Genomic DNA, 16,111 nt, shown 5'->3' with positions numbered 1-16,111 from the left:
CTAGTGTTTTACATTAAAAAGGTGCATTACCCTTTACATTAACCCCCATTGAACGTGCTGTACCTGCAACCATTTTCATAGCAGATTCTACTGTAAATGCGTTTAAATCTTGCATTTTATCTTCTGCAATTGCTTTTACTTGATCCCAAGTTACACTAGCAACTTTTTTTCTGTTAGGCTCTCCAGAACCTTTTTTTACTTTAGCTGCTTCCAAAATCTGAACTGCCGCTGGTGGAGTTTTAATAACAAAGTCAAAAGACTTGTCTTTATAAACCGTAATTACTACAGGTAATACTTTACCAGCTTTGTCTTGAGTTCTACCATTGAATTGCTTACAGAATTCCATGATGTTTACTCCGGCAGCACCTAAAGCAGGTCCAACAGGTGGAGATGGGTTTGCTGCCCCTCCTCTAACTTGTAGTTTTACAACCTTACTTACTTCTTTTGCCATTTTTAATTGAATTTAAAATGAATTATTTCAAGTTGGAAGCATTAAAATAATTCGAAATATGTAACACTTATATTTTTTCTACTTGCATATAACTTAACTCCAATGGTGTTTTTCTTCCAAAGATTTTTACCATCACTTCAAGCTTACGCTTCTCTTCGTTTACCTTTTCTACCGTACCGTTAAATCCGTTAAACGGACCATCGATTACTTTTATAGTTTCACCAATCACATAAGGTATCGAAACACTATCTGGCTTTACAGACAGTTCATCTACTTTACCTAACATTCTATTTACTTCAGATTTTCTTAACGGCACAGGATCTCCTCCTTTTGTTTCACCCAAAAACCCAATAACCCCATTGATACTTTTTATGATATGAGGAATCTCTCCTCCTAAATTAGCTTTAACCATCACATAACCTGGAAAATAAACCCTCTCTTTGTTGATTTTCTTTCCGTTACGGATTTGTATTACTTTTTCTGTAGGAACAAGCACTTCTTCCACATGATCTTCTAACTGCAGGTGAGCTATTTCTTTTTCGATGTAATCTTTCACCTTGTTCTCTTGCCCGCTAACAGCCCTTACGACATACCACTTTTTTACACTACTAACTTCTGCTGACATGACCTAGTAAATTTTTAGGATTTAATCCAATTAAAGAAATTCTCAATCATCGAGCTAAAAACCGTATCTACCCCCCAAATTGCTAAAGAAAACAATATAGAAAAAACTAAAACAATTACCGTTAGTCTTTGCGCTTCAGCATAAGACGGCCAAGAAACATGGTTTTTTAACTCGTTATATGACTCTGATATATAATTTACTATTCCTGACATAATTTTTTAATTTGCACGGGCGGAAGGGATCGAACCCACGACCTTTGGTTTTGGAGACCACTGCTCTACCAGCTGAGCTACGCCCGTATTACAAGTCAAGGTGCTTTGCATTTTCAGCAAAAACACCTTAACTTTTAATTTACTTTAAAGATCAATTAAAAAATTAATCTAAAATTTCAGTTACCTGACCAGCACCAACTGTTCTACCACCTTCACGGATAGCGAAACGTAAACCTACGTTCATTGCAATTGGTTGGATCAAATCTACTTTTATAGTCAAGTTATCACCTGGCATTACCATTTCTACACCATCAGGTAAGTTGATAGTACCTGTAACGTCTGTTGTTCTTACGTAGAACTGCGGACGGTAGTTGTTATGGAATGGCGTGTGACGACCACCTTCTTCTTTTTTAAGGATATAAACCTCAGCTTTAAATTTAGCGTGTGGAGTTACAGAACCAGGCTTAGTGATTACCATACCTCTAGAGATTTGAGTTTTCTCAATACCTCTTAATAAGATACCAGCATTATCACCAGCTTCACCTCTATCTAATATCTGACGGAACATCTCGATACCAGTAATCGTAGAAGTTAATTTTTCTGCACCCATACCAATAATCTCTACAGGATCTCCAGTCTTAGCAATACCAGTCTCGATACGACCAGTAGCAACAGTACCACGACCTGTAATAGAGAATACATCTTCAATAGGCATCAAGAAAGGCTTATCAACATCTCTTTCTGGCATTTCAATCCAGTTATCTACAGCTTCCATTAATGCTAAAACAGTGTCAACCCACTTTTGCTCACCATTTAAGGCACCTAAAGCAGAACCTGAAATTACAGGACCGTTGTCACCATCATACTCATAGAAAGAAAGTAAGTCTCTCACTTCCATCTCTACTAATTCTAATAACTCTTCGTCATCTACTAAGTCAACTTTGTTTAAGAAAACAACGATTCTAGGAATACCTACCTGACGACCTAATAAGATGTGCTCACGAGTTTGTGGCATTGGACCATCTGTAGCAGCAACCACAAGAATAGCACCATCCATTTGCGCAGCACCAGTTACCATGTTCTTTACATAATCGGCGTGACCAGGACAGTCAACGTGAGCGTAGTGACGGTTTGCAGTCGCATACTCTACGTGTGAAGAGTTAATTGTAATACCTCTTTCTTTTTCTTCTGGAGCGTTATCGATTTGATCGAATGCTCTTGCTTCTGAAAAACCAGCATCTGCTAATACTTTAGTGATAGCAGCAGTTAAAGTTGTTTTTCCGTGATCTACGTGACCAATTGTCCCAATATTTAAGTGCGGTTTGGAACGGTCATAAGTTTCCTTTGCCATAATTAATCCTTTTTAATCTTAGTTATATATTAGTGTTCAAATTTTTACAAATACCAAAAAACAACCTTAAAAGTTGCTTTCTTTTAAAATGTAGAGCCAACGACGAGAATTGAACTCGTGACCTCTTCCTTACCAAGGAAGCGCTCTACCCCTGAGCTACGTCGGCAATAAAACCATAAATGTTTTTAAAGCAAGTAAGCTCTATTTCATTTTATTTTAAATGAAAATAGAGCGGGAGACCGGGTTCGAACCGGCGACATTCAGCTTGGAAGGCTGACGCTCTACCAACTGAGCTACTCCCGCATTCCTTGTTTTTATTGTGGGAAGAGCAGGATTCGAACCTGCGAAGGTAAAAACCAACAGATTTACAGTCTGTCCTCGTTGGCCGCTTGAGTATCTTCCCAAAAAAATTGTTATTTCACAGAACTAAAAAGAGCCGATGGAGGGACTCGAACCCACGACCTGCTGATTACAAATCAGCTGCTCTAGCCAGCTGAGCTACATCGGCAATTTTCTTTCTTTTTCACTACAAAAAAGACCGTTGTTTATAACGGAGTGCAAATATAAAACAGATTATTTATTACGCAAAAAAAATATATCTTTTTTTTATATTTTTTTAATCTTTATTTCGCGGGTGCGAATTTTGGTAGACTTTCTTAAGGCTATGGATGTCGTTATGGATATAAACTTGCGTAGAAACCAAGCTGTCATGACCCAACAATTCTTTTACTTCTTGCAGGTTGACACCTTGATTGAGCAAATGTGTTGCAAAGCTATGCCGTAAAATATGTGGACTGGTTTTGGTCTTGGTAGAAACTTTTTTAAAGAACTCATTTACTCTTCTGTAAACCAAATTGGGATAGATAGGCTTCCCTTTACTGGTGAGAAAAAAATGACCGGAAGAAATCTCTAAATCCTGCAAAAGTTCTTTTCTATAAGTTAGGTAATGTATGATACTCGGTTTGATCATTTTTATAATCGGAACCATGCGTTCTTTATTTCTCTTTCCTAAAAATTTTACTTGCGTAAAATCCGAATTGAAATTGGACAATTGTAAATTCACAATTTCTTCTCGACGCATTCCTGTTGCGTAAAGTAACTCTACCAACAAATAATCACGAGCATTCTCAAAACTATCTCTATCGATATGGTTGAGCACCGTTTCTATTTCTGTCTGCGAAAAAGGAATGGAAATCTTCTTGGAAACCTTCAGTGATTTGTGTTGTGCTAACGGCGAGCGCTCTATCTTCTTTACTTTTAGTAAAAACTTATAAAAACCTTTGAGTGAAGTGATTTTTCTGTTGATGGATTTATTGGAAAGCCCCTCTTCAGACAGCTTGATAATCCAAGAACGGATAAGCGTATAATTTACTTTCTCTAATAGGTCTTCTTGAAATTGTCTTTTGATAAATGTTTGAAACTGAAGAATGTCATTCTCATAAGCCAAAACCGTATGCTTGGAATATTTTTTTTCCAAGAGCAAGTATTCGCAATAGCGCTGAAGTAAAGACATAAAAAAAACTATTACCAGTAAAGTTACCAATAATAGTTTTTAATCTTTAGATATCAAACAGAATATCTTAGATATTCTCTTGATCTCTTAAATGCTGAATATATTCTGCTTTTTGGATCTTGTCTCTATTCTTTACAGAAGGTTTTGTAAAGTGTTGTCTTGATCTCAACTCACGCATTACTTTCGTTTTGTCGTATTTACGCTTGTAACGTTTTAACGCTCTTTCTATATTCTCTCCGTCTTTTACTGGTATTATTAACATATACGTATCACCTCCTTTCGTTAAAAATTGGATTGCAAAAGTAGTTTAATTTTACAAACTACAAAATTTATTACAAAAATTTATTTTGCAGCTGGTTTATACTCTTTACCGTCGATAATCATTTTTGCTATGATTTCACGCAATATCTCAGATGTACCTCCGCCAATAGGACCAAGTCTACTATCACGTAACATTCTCGCCAATGGGTAATCTTCCATATAACCATAACCGCCTAACATTTGCAAGCAATCGTACATCGCTTGGTCTGCAATTTTGGTAGAAAGCAGTTTTGACATGCTTGCTTCTTTTACAACATATTCTCCGTCATTAAGTCGTTTTGCAACTGAATAGTTAAATGCTTTCATCATTTCGAGTTCACTGGCAATATCTGCCATTTTGTGACGCAAAGCTTGAAAACGATCTATCGTTTTTCCAAAAGCCATACGCTCACTCATGTATTGTAAGGTATAATTGAGCGCGTGCTCTGTTCTTGCATGCGCATTGACACCCATAATTAAACGCTCTAAAGCAAAATGTTGCATGATATAAGCAAAACCTTTTCCTTCTTCGCCCATCAAGTTTTCTACCGGAATTTCCACATCTGTAAAAGAAATCTCACCCGTATCGGAAGCACGCCAACCTAGCTTATCCAACTTGGTAGATGCGATTCCCGGTGTATCTCTATCCATCACAAAAATGCTCATTCCTTTATTGCCTAGCTCAGGAGCTGTTTTGGCAGCTACCACCAAATAATCTGAATAAATACCATTGGTAATAAAAGTTTTCGAACCGTTGATGATATATTTATCTCCTTTCTTAATTGCTGTAGTTTTCATACCTGCTACATCAGATCCGCCGAAAGGCTCTGTAATACAAAGACAACCTATTTTTTTACCTTCGATACTCGGCGTAAGGTATTCTTTTTTTATTCGGTCGTCACCTTCTTTATTGAGGTGTGTCATCGCCAAATAAGCATGTGCCCACATGGCCGCCGCAAAACCACCTGAATTGATTTTCTGCAACTCTTCCAGAAAAATTACCGTATAAAAAATATCAAGATCCAATCCACCGTAAGCTTCTGGGTAGTTGATACCGAAATAACCCATCTCACCAAACTTCTCCCAAATAAAGCGTTCAATCGTCCCTGTTTTCTCCCATTTTTCGATATGCGGAACAACTTCTTTTTGAAGGAAATCGGCTAAACTTTTTCTAAATAATTCGTGTTCTTCTGTAAAATATAATGAACTCATTTGTGCTTATTTCTAATTTAATGACAAATATAATTTTATTCTTTCTATTTTATGACTCGGAAAATCATCAATTTTTGAGAGTTCTTCAAAAGAAGTGATTTTTTCGTGCAATTTTCGATATTCGACAATCGCCCTTGCCAATTCGTAATCAAAATAAGGAATTTCTGTTAACTCTAAAATAGAAACCGTATTGATGTTTTTCTTTTCAATCGTTCTTTTTGTCTTTACGGTAAAGTGATTGAGCAAATTTTGTTCAGCTTCATAATTCAACCCGTAAATATCCTTTAATTGGCTGTCATCGATAAACCCTCCTAATTTTGTACGGTACCTAAGAATTCTAACTGATAACACCTCTCCTATTCCTGCAACTGCTTCTAAATCTTGTTGCGATGCCGTATTCAAATCTGCTTTTTGGGCATAAGAACGCTTATGCGCATTTGTTTTCTGCTGAGTATAATTATTTCTAGACTGACTCACCCATTCGGGAAATTTAAAGTACGGTGCTATTTCCGCGAGAAGCGAATCGGAAACACCTGTTACTTGCTGAAAATCTGCCTTAGAATTCACCCATTTGTCTTGCGCTCTAAAATCATGCAATCTATCAATTTCCTCTACAGACATTCCTAACTGGTAACCTTTGTAATCCGTAATAAAGTTAGGGTTGAAAGGATAAATGGTATAAGCAACTTTTGCTTTCTGTTTTTCTCTTGCGATCGAATCCAGCTTTCGCTGAATTTCTACAATTTCTTCATCAGCTTCAACTTCTTTATAGGAAGAAGCATGTACTTTTCTGATGAAAAAAATTCCGACAAGAATCAAAAAGATAATGATCAACAAAAGAAAAATCCCATTCCGTTGGCTTTTGGTAAGCTCGAAATGGGACTGATTTTTCATTTGGCACAACTTTACATTCTACATATGTTTGGTAACATCTTCTGCACCTTCTTGTATCGCTTCTCTTTTAATTGAAATAGCTTTTAAATAACGCTTCATCTCTTCTCTCACCCTAGGGAAAAGCAATAGTAGTCCTAGCATATTGGGGAACACTAATGCCAAAATCATAGCGTCTGAAAATTTCACAACTGCATCTAATGTTGCTGCAGCTCCAATAATAATAAAAAGTAAGAATAAAATTTTATAAGCTAAATCGGCTGTTTTACCTCTTCCAAATAAAAATTTCCAAGACTGTAAACCATAGTAAGACCAAGATATCATGGTTGAGAATGCAAACAAAACAATTGCGATGGTCAAAACATAAGAGAATCCTGGTATGACAGAGTCAAATGCCTCTGAGGTTAAATCTACACCTCCTATTTTATCACCTGTTGCGTTTAATATTACATTGCTCGTATCACCAGCACCATAAGTAAAAATGCTTTGCATATTTGCCCCATCAATATTAAAGAATATGATCACTAATGCAGTCATGGTGCAAATCACTACGGTATCAATAAAAGGCTCTAGCAGGGCAACCACTCCTTCAGAAGCTGGGTATTGGGTACGCACTGCAGAGTGAGCAATAGCTGCAGAACCTGCTCCTGCTTCATTTGAGAAAGCAGCTCGTTGGAAACCAACAATTATCACACCTATTATTCCTCCTAAGCCAGCCATTGGTGTAAATGCCCCTTCGACAATCAAACCAAAAGCATCATCGATATAGTTAAAGTTCGCAAAAATAATAATTAATGCAGCTACAACATATATCCCTGCCATAAAAGGAACCACTTTTTCGGTGATTTTTGCAATTCGCTTTATCCCACCAATGATTACAATTCCTACTAAAATAGCTAAGCAAGTACCTATAATTACTCCTGTTGCTCCTCCTTGCAATCCTAAGAGTGAAGATAATTGAACCGTTGCTTGATTTGATTGAAAAGCATTCCCTCCTCCAAATGAAGCACCTACACATAAAACAGCAAATATTATAGCTAGCACTTTTCCTAGTCCTACCAAACCACGTGCTTGTAGTCCTTTAGACAAATAATACATAGGGCCACCAAAAATAGTCCCGTCTTTACCTACGTCTCTATATTTTACACCAAGAGTACATTCTACAAACTTAGTTGACATTCCTAAAAGACCACATATAATCATCCAAAAGGTTGCACCAGGCCCTCCTAAACCAATTGCAATAGCAACTCCTGCAATATTACCTAAACCAACCGTACCTGAAACTGCTGTGGCTAATGCCTGAAAGTGGGAAACTTCTCCGTGAGCACTTTCATCACGAATGGTATCTTGTATGTCTTCTTCTGCCAAAGCTTCATCGTTATCATATAACTTATCTACCCCGTGCTTTTCGATATCTACATACCTTCCTCTTACCGTATTAATTGCCGTTGGAAATTTTGTTATACTAGGCACTTTAAAATAAATGGTAAAAAAAGTTGCACCGCCAACTAACAGTATCAATACAATAGGGATATCATACCCTGCTATAGGGATGGAGGTAAGTATCAATTCTTCCCAAGCTACAGCAACTGGCATAAATGCATCGTTTATTTTTTCATCAATCCCTTTGTCTTGGGCAAATATGGCTAATGGACTTAACATGTATAGCAATGAAAAGAGTAGTTTCTTCATTATATGGTTTTAATTAATTTTGAACCGCAATATCTTAAAAAAAATATGGATATTCAATAAAAGTAAAAAAAAATGCTAACAAAACCTTAACATTTAGATTTTTGATTACAAATCAAAAACCGAAGTACGCTTGGTATAGACCAAATCTTTTAATTTCAACCAAAAAGCCATGGTGACATAGATGGCAAAGCCAACGCCAAGTGTGGCAAAAGAAAGATAAATAAAAAACAAACGAACACTTTTTACTTTTACCCCAAAACGATCGGCCAACCTCGTACTTACATAAAAACCGTGGCGTTCAAAGAAATGTCGTATTTTATAGATCAATTTTAGCATACTGCAAATTTAGGTAAATTTTATGCTCTTTCTAAAAACTGTAAGCCCAATTGGCAATCTAAACATTTGTTTTTATCACAATAATTTTTCTTTAAAAAAATGAGGGCTTGACTTTCTAAAGCATTTTTGGCAAGATTGTTTTTTAGTTGATTAAACTTCTTTACAAGCGTATTTTCTTCTCTTTTAAGATCCCTCATAAAAGTCAACAGCTCGTCGGTTTTTAGCACGTCTTTGTGTTTTTGGTAGGCAAACCTTATCGGAACAATCGTGTTGATCACCAACAAATCGATAAATTTTTGGTTGATTTTCTTTTTGCTTTTTTTACTCTCTTTTTCAAAAGTGTAATGCGTTTCCCAATAAGTGGAAGTCGAAAAATCAAATAGCTTATATATTTCTTCTGTACTTTTTGCAGAAATAACTTCTCGAAACAAGTTTTTATGTTTGGTATAAACTTGTGCTAATTGTGAAAGTCGAATTGTCGGAAAATTAGGCGGTCTAAGTTTAAAAAAAGCTACTTGTGTAAATGAGTTTGGCAAATCGAATTTTGTTTTTAAATATGTATATTCTTTCTGCAAATTTTGGTAATACACATCTTCCTTTTTATCCTTCAGCAAATTGGCTTGACCCAAAAATAGCGCTTCGATTTGTGCAGAGTCATTTAGCTTTTGGATGTTTTTATATCCTATCGATTGGGCAATTTCAAAAAAAGCCTGCCCATTGACATTCAAACCAAAACTTCTTGCCAACAACAAAAACAAAACCTCATCCCAATGGTTTGCATTTTGATTCAATAATTGGTTCACAAGAACAGATTTCTCCTCTAATTTTTCAAGGTAAACACGTTCTAACCAATTCTGGAGCGTAAAGTCAGAAAACTCACCAAAAAAACTTTCACAATTGATAAAATGATAATTTTTAGAAGCTAACAATTCGCGATAGTTTTCTATAACTTCCGTAGAAATAAAATTAGAAATCTCTAGTGTTGGAATTTTGGTCTGGTCTTTTCTATAAACTTCAACATCGTCATTCCAAACTACGTGTAAAATCACATTGTTATAATTGTCGTCTTCTTGATGTTGATGCGCAAACCAATCACTCGAGTTCAAATGCATTTCTACATTTCCTGCCCATTTGATATTGTTGATTACAATCTGTGCCTGCTGAAAATCAGGACCGCTCTCGTTTTGGTTATGGATTCCTATATTGATAATCTCCAAGCCTTCGCCATCGGTGGTTTGAAGATTGAGAAAGTCAAACTTCTTGTATTTCCATACAAAATGAAGCAAATCTTCTCTCATCACTTCAGTTTTGCTTTCACTGTATCATAAAAACGTTCAATCCACAGTTCATACATTTTTCCACTTGGGTGTAAATCATCTTCCGCTAAAAGCGAATGATCGCTCGCTGCTTTTTGAGAAATATCGGTGATGAAATAATAATCGACCTCGTATTTTTCGGCTGTTTTCTCCGAAATAGCATTGTAAGTAGAAATTTCTTTAGCAATCTTATCGCTATCAGCATTTTTGGCAAACGGCGTGACACCATAATCGGGAATACTCACCACAAAAACACCTTTTGCTCCTTTTTTTGAATGCTCGATTGCTTTCCGTAAAACCTGTTCAAACTCTCGTTCGAATTGAGCCATTTCTTTTCCTTGATATTGGTTGTTTACCCCAATCAAAACCGAAACCAAATCGTATTTTTCATCACGCAATTCATTTTCAATTGCTTCGAGTAATTCATCGGTTCGCCAACCTGTTTTGGCAATAATTTTTGGAGATTGAAAAGAGATTTGATCGCTATTGAACTTCTCAACCAATTGCACTGGCCAACGTTCATTTTCGGCGACGCTTTCACCAATGGTATAAGAATCACCAAGCGCTAAATAAGTTTTTGGTTTCGCGAAAGCGTCTTGTTTTTGCGAAGCACAACTCAAAAAAACAAACGTCGTAAAAAGCAGTAAATGGTAAATTTTCATTTACTAAAGGTAACCGAAATCACTTTTATTTCAAAATAACCGGAATGGTATCACTTTGATCATGCTTTGAAAACCCTGAAGGATTTGCTTTTTTAAAAACCAAAAAAGCTCTTTGTTTGGAGATTACTTCGTAAGATAAATCTCCCTCAAATGGAACCCAGTCGGTAGTCATCCAGTTTTCGGTTGTTTGAATGTATTTTTCTGAAATGACACCACCTTTTTCATCTACTAATTGCACAGGAGCATCGGCTTCAAAAAACCAATAGCCTTTGGCTTTTCCCTTAATGGTAATAGGGCTTTTTACCTCCTGGTTTGATTGAGGAAAATCGACTATTATCGTATCCCTAATGGTTTTTTTTCCTGGTTTTTCTTCAGGACCCGTTTTCACGAAAGTGCTATCGCTTTTACTGGAATTACTTTTATCAATCGTTTCTTTTTTGGTTTCTTGACAAGCACAAAAAAGAGTTAACGATAGCAATATAGCTAGCTTTTTCATGACCGAAAAGTTTATTTTAAAGGTAAAAAAAATCTCACCGTTGAAGTGAGATTTAACTTTTTATTCAATAAAACCTTGTTGGCGCATCCAGTCATCGTTAAACATCTTGCCTACATATCGGCTTCCGTGATCGTGAAATAAAACCACTACGACGTCATCTTTTTTGAAGTGCTCTTTGAGTTGTAACACACCTTTCATTGCTGCTCCAGCAGAATTTCCTAAAAACATGCCTTCTTTTTTAGCCAACAATTGTGTGTAAATCGCTGCGTCTTTGTCGGTCACTTTCGTGAAACCATCGATGATATCAAAATTGACATTTTTAGGCAAAATGTCTTCGCCAATACCTTCGGTAATGTATGGATAGATTTCTTTTTCGTCGAAAACTCCTGTTTCGTGGTATTTTTTAAACACACTTCCGTAGGTATCGATTCCCCATATTTTGATGTTGGGGTTTTTCTCTTTTAGGTATTTTCCAACTCCAGAAATGGTTCCTCCAGTTCCCACTCCTACGACAAAATGAGTAACTTTACCATCGGTTTGTTCCCAGATTTCTGGTCCCGTAGATTCGTAATGCGCTTGGGTATTAGACGGATTGTCGTATTGATTAACATACCAAGAATTGGGCGTTTCTTCTGCCAGTCTTTTGGAAGTGGAATAATAAGATCGTGGATCATCTGGTTCAACATTGGTTGGGCAAACAACCACTTCGCAACCTACCGCTTTCAGAATATCTATTTTTTCTTTGCTTTGTTTGTCAGCAATTACACAAACCATTTGGTAGCCTTTGACAATTGCAGCCAAAGCCAAACCCATTCCGGTGTTTCCTGAAGTCCCTTCGATAATGGTTCCTCCGGGTTTTAATCTTCCGTCTTTTTCGGCATCTTCAATCATTTTTAACGCCATACGGTCTTTTACGGAATTTCCTGGGTTAAAGGTTTCATATTTGGCTAGCACCAATGCTGGTATTTCTTCCGCTAATGCATTGATTTTTACCAAAGGTGTGTTACCAATCGTACCTAATATATTTTCTTTGTAATCCATCTTTTTCTTTTTGCAGCGACAAAGATAAAAGATAGCTTTTGAATAAAAAGTAAAATGCTACTCAAACTTAATCGCCTTGGTCGGATTTATTTTGGTAATGATGACCGAAGGAATGATCAACATCGCCAAGCATAATAATAAGGTACCAAGATTAATGAGTAGGATATAATCCCAATTTAAATAAACCGGAGCTTCAGAAACGTAATAAGTTTCTGGGTTGAGCGGAATAATTTTAAAGTATTTTTGGGCCAACAACAAACCTAAACCAATTAGATTTCCCCAGAATAGTCCTTTGAGAATAAGGTAAGTCGCATTGTATAAAAAGATTTTTCGAATACTCCAGTTTTCGCTTCCCAAAGCCTTCAGCATTCCAATCATTGGGGTTCGTTCTAAAATCAAAACCAATAGAGCTGTAATCATATTGATTCCTGATACTAAAATCATCACACAGATGATCAAAAAGATATTAAAATCGAATAAAGAAATCCACTCAAATATCGACTCGTAACTTTGTTCTATGGTTTTGGCTTCAAGAAACGAAGTGATATTGGCATTGATTTCTCCTCCTTTTTGTTCGAGTTGGTCGAAATCATCAATATAAATTTCAAACATCCCAACCTGGTTTTTCTTCCATTTATTGATCCGCTGTAATTGCTGTAAATCGGCGATTAAATAGGTCTCATCAAACTCCTGAAAACCCGAACTAAAAATTCCTACTAACGTGAAACCTGTAGGACGAGGTCTTTCTTGTTCGGGATTATTCATAAAGTAAACCACTACTTTATCACCTATTTTAAAGCCTAAACGGTCGGCTATATATTGTGACAGTAATATCTCATCGCTATAGCTTCTATCTTTATATTTAGGAATGTTCCCTTCCACCAAAAATTCTTCAAAACTTTCCCAACGGTAATCAGGTTTCACCCCTTTTACCACCACACCTTCGAAGTCCTTTTCTGTACGGATCACACCATATTTGGTAATTACAGGTTGAATTTCTGTAATGCCATCGACTCGATCTAATCGATTTCTAAATTCTTGGGTATCGGCAATGGGTTTGATGGATATTTGCGAGTTGTTATTGTCAAAATTAGAAATAGAAATATGCCCTTTGAAAGCCGCAATTTTGTCTCGTATTTTTTGTTGCAACCCAAAACCCGTAGCTACCGAAACCAACATCATCACCACGCCAATCGCAATTGCGGTAATCGCAATTTTTATTATTGGTGCCGAAATACTACTTTTATAATCTTTAGCGTTTATTAAACGTTTAGAGACAAACCATTCAAAATTCAACTCGAAGTATGTTTTTACATTTTTTCAAAAATACATTTTTTATTTTTTCAACAGTCTTGGTTTCGTGTATAAGTCAGCCTGATGCTAAAAAAAAATCGGAAGAAGTTTCCGTTTCCACGGAAGTGAAATCACCACCAACTGAAGAAAAAATTGTCGTGGTGGGCGCCAACCAAACCGAATTATACCTCACAGGCTTACGCGGAAAAAAAGTGGGTATCGTAGGCAACCAAACTTCAGTCATTTTTAAGGAAAACGGTCATTTTACCCATTTGGTCGATTCGCTAAAAAGCCGAAATATCAATATCACGAAGGTTTTTTCTCCCGAACACGGGTTTAGAGGAAAAGCCGATGCGGGTGAAAAAGTAGCAAACAATATCGACACCAAAACGGGAATCCCTATTGTTTCGCTCTACGGAAACAACAAAAAACCAACTGATGAGCAACTTCATGATATCGATATTTTAGTGTTTGACATTCAAGATGTTGGCGTGCGTTTTTACACTTACATTTCGACTTTGCATTATGTTTTGCAAGCTGCTGCGGAAAATAATATTGAAGTGATGGTTTTGGACAGACACAACCCAAACGGACATTATATAGACGGCCCAATGCTCGAAAAAGAACACCAAAGTTTTGTGGGTATGCATCCCGTTCCTGTCGTGCACGGCATGACGATTGGCGAATATGCCCAAATGATTGTTGGCGAAAATTGGATAGAAACTACTCAAAAACCTCAACTCACGGTAATTAAAGTCAAAAACTATAACAAAAATCAGTTTTATTCGCTTCCGATAAAGCCATCACCCAATTTGCCTAACGACTTGGCAATTAATCTTTACCCTAGTTTATGTTTTTTTGAAGGCACAAACGTCAACGCTGGCCGCGGCACAGAAAACCAGTTTCAGGTATTTGGTTCGCCTTTTTTAAACCCAGAAAAATTCAGCTACAGCTATATTCCAATAGCTAATGAAGGTGCTAAAAACCCTAAACATTTGGGTAAAACATGTTACGGCGAGGATTTAACCAATGCCAATATGCTTGACCACATCAATCTCGACTGGCTCATTAAGGCATATCAAAACACGAGTAAGAAAGAAGAATTTTTCAATTCGTTTTTGACCAAATTAGCAGGAACGAAACAGTTACAGCAACAAATAGAAGCAGGAAAAACTGCGAATGAAATACGGCTTTCTTGGCAAGCAGATTTACAGGCGTATGATAAAATGAGAGAAAAATATTTGATGTATCAATAGGTATTATCAATTCACGGTGCGAACTTCACTCATTCTATTTGGTAAAGTTCACTCGAACCGACAATTCCTTCAAACAATTTAAGCAAAGACAATCTCGGTAGTTTTTCTTAAGAAAATTGGTTTGTTTTTCACTTAAAAATATGTGCTTGCAATCATAAGCAGCTATAGTTTGAGCGTGACATTCAAACATATTTTTACATTTTTCACACTGCTTTTTCATCTCCTTATTTCATGAGCGATTTCATCTTTTCTACAATATTAAACGCCGCTGGGCAAATCGCCACATTTTTCATGGTAAGATTACTAATTTGCTGAAATTTCTTCCGATCGGTATGCGGAAATTCTGCGCAAGCCTTTGGACGAGCCTCATAGATAAAGCACTTGTTATCGGCCTCCAAAAACGAGCAAGGTAAGGTTTGTAACACATAATCATTATCTTCATCTATACGTAAGTACATATCGATAAATTGCTGTGGCTTCATCCTAAGGTATTTGGCAATTCTATCAATATCTTTATCGGTAAAAAGCGGTCCCGTAGTTTTACAGCAGTTGGCACATTCTAAACAATCGGTTCGCTCAAACTCCTCGTGATGCAAACCCTGCATCAATCGGTCTAAGTTTTTGGGCGGCTTTTTCCGCAGCTTGGTAAAAAACTTTTTGTTTTCCTGCTGTTTATCTTTCGCCAAAGCAGGTAATTGTTTGATAAAATCTTCCATCTTTGCAAAAGTAATATTTTAAAATCAACCTTTGAACACTCCCGATATTTTTGGCGATGCAGTAAAAGCATATTTTCAAAAGCCTTCTAGTCAAGAGATCACCGTGATTTCAGAAGATTTTGATGACGATGTGATTCCTGTTTCGCATTTGTTTCGCACGTATAGTGAAATGCCCAAACTTGAACAAAAAGCCTTACAACTTTGCAAAGGAAAAATTTTGGATGTGGGTTGTTGTGCCGGCAGTCACAGCTTGGTTTTGCAAACACAAAACAAAGAAGTTACTGCTATCGATATTTCGCCAGGAGCCATCGAAATTGCACGCTTACGCGGAATTAAAAACGCAAACGTTCAAAACTTTTTTGAAGTCAACAAAAAGTATGATACTATTTTGATGCTCATGAACGGCATTGGCATTGTCGGAAAACTAGAGAACTTACCCCTCTTTTTTAGTCAGCTTGATAAAATCCTCACTCCAAACGGAAAAGTACTTGTCGATTCTTCCGATTTACAATACCTTTTTGAGCAAGACGAAGACGGCGGAATTTGGGTCAAAAAAGATTATTATTACGGTGAACTTACTTATCAAATTGCTTTTGGCGGTAAAACCTCAGTTCCATTTGACTGGTTATTTATCGATGCCAACACTTTAAAAAAAGAAGCCCAACAAATGGGCTTCGATTGTAGAATTATCGCTCAAAGTAATCATTATGATTTTTTAGCGGAGTTAAAACGGAGGTAAAAGAAATTC

The 16,111-nt window shown here is 36.6% G+C and carries 19 protein-coding genes and 5 tRNA genes; 2 read left to right on the top strand and 22 right to left on the bottom strand.

Going from position 1 to position 16,111, the window contains the following annotated elements; all coding sequences use genetic code 11:
* Positions 1-13: 13 nt before the first annotated feature.
* The 20 genes from rplK to DNG35_RS06715 all read right to left on the bottom strand — a co-directional run bounded on the left by rplK (position 14) and on the right by DNG35_RS06715 (position 13,394).
* The gene (gene rplK / locus DNG35_RS06810) at positions 14-451 is read right to left on the bottom strand and encodes a 50S ribosomal protein L11 (protein ID WP_111127219.1); all 438 of its coding nucleotides are present in this window, start codon (positions 449-451) and stop codon (positions 14-16) included.
* 67 nt (positions 452-518) lie between these two features.
* Positions 519-1,076, bottom strand: coding sequence for a transcription termination/antitermination protein NusG (nusG, locus tag DNG35_RS06805; RefSeq protein ID WP_111127217.1), 558 nt, complete (start codon positions 1,074-1,076; stop codon positions 519-521).
* A 14-nt stretch (positions 1,077-1,090) separates the two neighbouring features.
* A complete protein-coding gene (secE, locus tag DNG35_RS06800) occupies positions 1,091-1,288 on the bottom strand; it encodes a preprotein translocase subunit SecE (protein ID WP_111127215.1) in 198 nt (65 codons plus the stop codon).
* Positions 1,289-1,302: 14 nt separating this feature from the next.
* Positions 1,303-1,375, bottom strand: a tRNA-Trp gene (locus DNG35_RS06795).
* 76 nt (positions 1,376-1,451) lie between these two features.
* On the bottom strand, positions 1,452-2,639 hold the full coding sequence (gene tuf, locus DNG35_RS06790; protein ID WP_111127213.1) for an elongation factor Tu: 1,188 nt from the start codon (positions 2,637-2,639) through the stop codon (positions 1,452-1,454).
* Between the two features lie 94 nt (positions 2,640-2,733).
* Positions 2,734-2,805 (bottom strand) — tRNA-Thr (locus tag DNG35_RS06785).
* A gap of 64 nt (positions 2,806-2,869) precedes the next feature.
* Positions 2,870-2,942: transfer RNA gene (locus DNG35_RS06780), tRNA-Gly, on the bottom strand.
* A gap of 17 nt (positions 2,943-2,959) precedes the next feature.
* Positions 2,960-3,042 (bottom strand) — tRNA-Tyr (locus DNG35_RS06775).
* A gap of 31 nt (positions 3,043-3,073) precedes the next feature.
* Positions 3,074-3,147, bottom strand: a tRNA-Thr gene (locus tag DNG35_RS06770).
* A 108-nt stretch (positions 3,148-3,255) separates the two neighbouring features.
* Positions 3,256-4,152, bottom strand: a complete 897-nt coding sequence (locus DNG35_RS06765; RefSeq protein WP_111127211.1) for a tyrosine-type recombinase/integrase — start codon at positions 4,150-4,152, stop codon at positions 3,256-3,258.
* 67 nt (positions 4,153-4,219) lie between these two features.
* Positions 4,220-4,414 (bottom strand): 30S ribosomal protein S21, encoded by a 195-nt coding sequence (rpsU, locus tag DNG35_RS06760; RefSeq protein ID WP_111127209.1) that lies wholly within the window; start codon positions 4,412-4,414, stop codon positions 4,220-4,222.
* 80 nt (positions 4,415-4,494) lie between these two features.
* Positions 4,495-5,664 (bottom strand): acyl-CoA dehydrogenase family protein, encoded by a 1,170-nt coding sequence (locus DNG35_RS06755; protein ID WP_111127207.1) that lies wholly within the window; start codon positions 5,662-5,664, stop codon positions 4,495-4,497.
* 12 nt (positions 5,665-5,676) lie between these two features.
* A complete protein-coding gene (locus DNG35_RS06750) occupies positions 5,677-6,558 on the bottom strand; it encodes a ComEA family DNA-binding protein (RefSeq protein ID WP_111127205.1) in 882 nt (293 codons plus the stop codon).
* Positions 6,559-6,576: 18 nt separating this feature from the next.
* Positions 6,577-8,247: a sodium:alanine symporter family protein gene (locus DNG35_RS06745; protein WP_111127203.1), complete on the bottom strand. Its 1,671-nt coding sequence runs from the start codon at positions 8,245-8,247 to the stop codon at positions 6,577-6,579.
* Between the two features lie 105 nt (positions 8,248-8,352).
* Positions 8,353-8,583: a PspC domain-containing protein gene (locus tag DNG35_RS06740; protein ID WP_111127201.1), complete on the bottom strand. Its 231-nt coding sequence runs from the start codon at positions 8,581-8,583 to the stop codon at positions 8,353-8,355.
* A 20-nt stretch (positions 8,584-8,603) separates the two neighbouring features.
* Complete coding sequence (locus DNG35_RS06735) at positions 8,604-9,881, bottom strand: DUF2851 family protein (protein WP_111127199.1); 1,278 nt, start codon at positions 9,879-9,881, stop codon at positions 8,604-8,606.
* Positions 9,881-10,561: an SGNH/GDSL hydrolase family protein gene (locus tag DNG35_RS06730; protein ID WP_111127197.1), complete on the bottom strand. Its 681-nt coding sequence runs from the start codon at positions 10,559-10,561 to the stop codon at positions 9,881-9,883. The genes DNG35_RS06735 and DNG35_RS06730 overlap by 1 nt, the downstream gene beginning before the upstream one ends.
* A gap of 25 nt (positions 10,562-10,586) precedes the next feature.
* Complete coding sequence (locus tag DNG35_RS06725) at positions 10,587-11,057, bottom strand: Gmad2 immunoglobulin-like domain-containing protein (protein ID WP_111127195.1); 471 nt, start codon at positions 11,055-11,057, stop codon at positions 10,587-10,589.
* A 60-nt stretch (positions 11,058-11,117) separates the two neighbouring features.
* On the bottom strand, positions 11,118-12,098 hold the full coding sequence (locus tag DNG35_RS06720; protein ID WP_111127193.1) for a PLP-dependent cysteine synthase family protein: 981 nt from the start codon (positions 12,096-12,098) through the stop codon (positions 11,118-11,120).
* A 57-nt stretch (positions 12,099-12,155) separates the two neighbouring features.
* Positions 12,156-13,394, bottom strand: coding sequence for an FtsX-like permease family protein (locus DNG35_RS06715; protein WP_111127191.1), 1,239 nt, complete (start codon positions 13,392-13,394; stop codon positions 12,156-12,158).
* 8 nt (positions 13,395-13,402) lie between these two features.
* On the opposite strand from DNG35_RS06715, the gene DNG35_RS06710 reads away from it, so the two are divergent.
* Entirely contained in the window at positions 13,403-14,647 is a 1,245-nt protein-coding gene (locus tag DNG35_RS06710) for an exo-beta-N-acetylmuramidase NamZ domain-containing protein (protein ID WP_111127189.1), read from the top strand.
* 34 nt (positions 14,648-14,681) lie between these two features.
* Here the strand turns inward: DNG35_RS06710 and DNG35_RS12320 are convergent, their stop codons facing one another.
* Together DNG35_RS12320 and DNG35_RS06700 are read right to left on the bottom strand one after the other, a co-directional pair.
* On the bottom strand, positions 14,682-14,867 hold the full coding sequence (locus DNG35_RS12320; protein WP_111127187.1) for a cysteine-rich CWC family protein: 186 nt from the start codon (positions 14,865-14,867) through the stop codon (positions 14,682-14,684).
* 4 nt (positions 14,868-14,871) lie between these two features.
* Positions 14,872-15,363: a YkgJ family cysteine cluster protein gene (locus tag DNG35_RS06700; protein WP_111127185.1), complete on the bottom strand. Its 492-nt coding sequence runs from the start codon at positions 15,361-15,363 to the stop codon at positions 14,872-14,874.
* Positions 15,364-15,394: 31 nt separating this feature from the next.
* Between DNG35_RS06700 and DNG35_RS06695 the strand changes: the two genes are divergently transcribed.
* Complete coding sequence (locus DNG35_RS06695) at positions 15,395-16,102, top strand: bifunctional 2-polyprenyl-6-hydroxyphenol methylase/3-demethylubiquinol 3-O-methyltransferase UbiG (RefSeq protein WP_111127183.1); 708 nt, start codon at positions 15,395-15,397, stop codon at positions 16,100-16,102.
* The last annotated feature ends 9 nt before the right edge of the window (positions 16,103-16,111 follow it).

It is taken from the genome of Mesonia sp. K7, assembly GCF_003233725.1.
Taxonomy (GTDB): domain Bacteria; phylum Bacteroidota; class Bacteroidia; order Flavobacteriales; family Flavobacteriaceae; genus Mesonia.
Note: the sequence above shows the minus strand (reverse complement) of the source record. Positions and strands in the feature narration are given on the sequence as shown.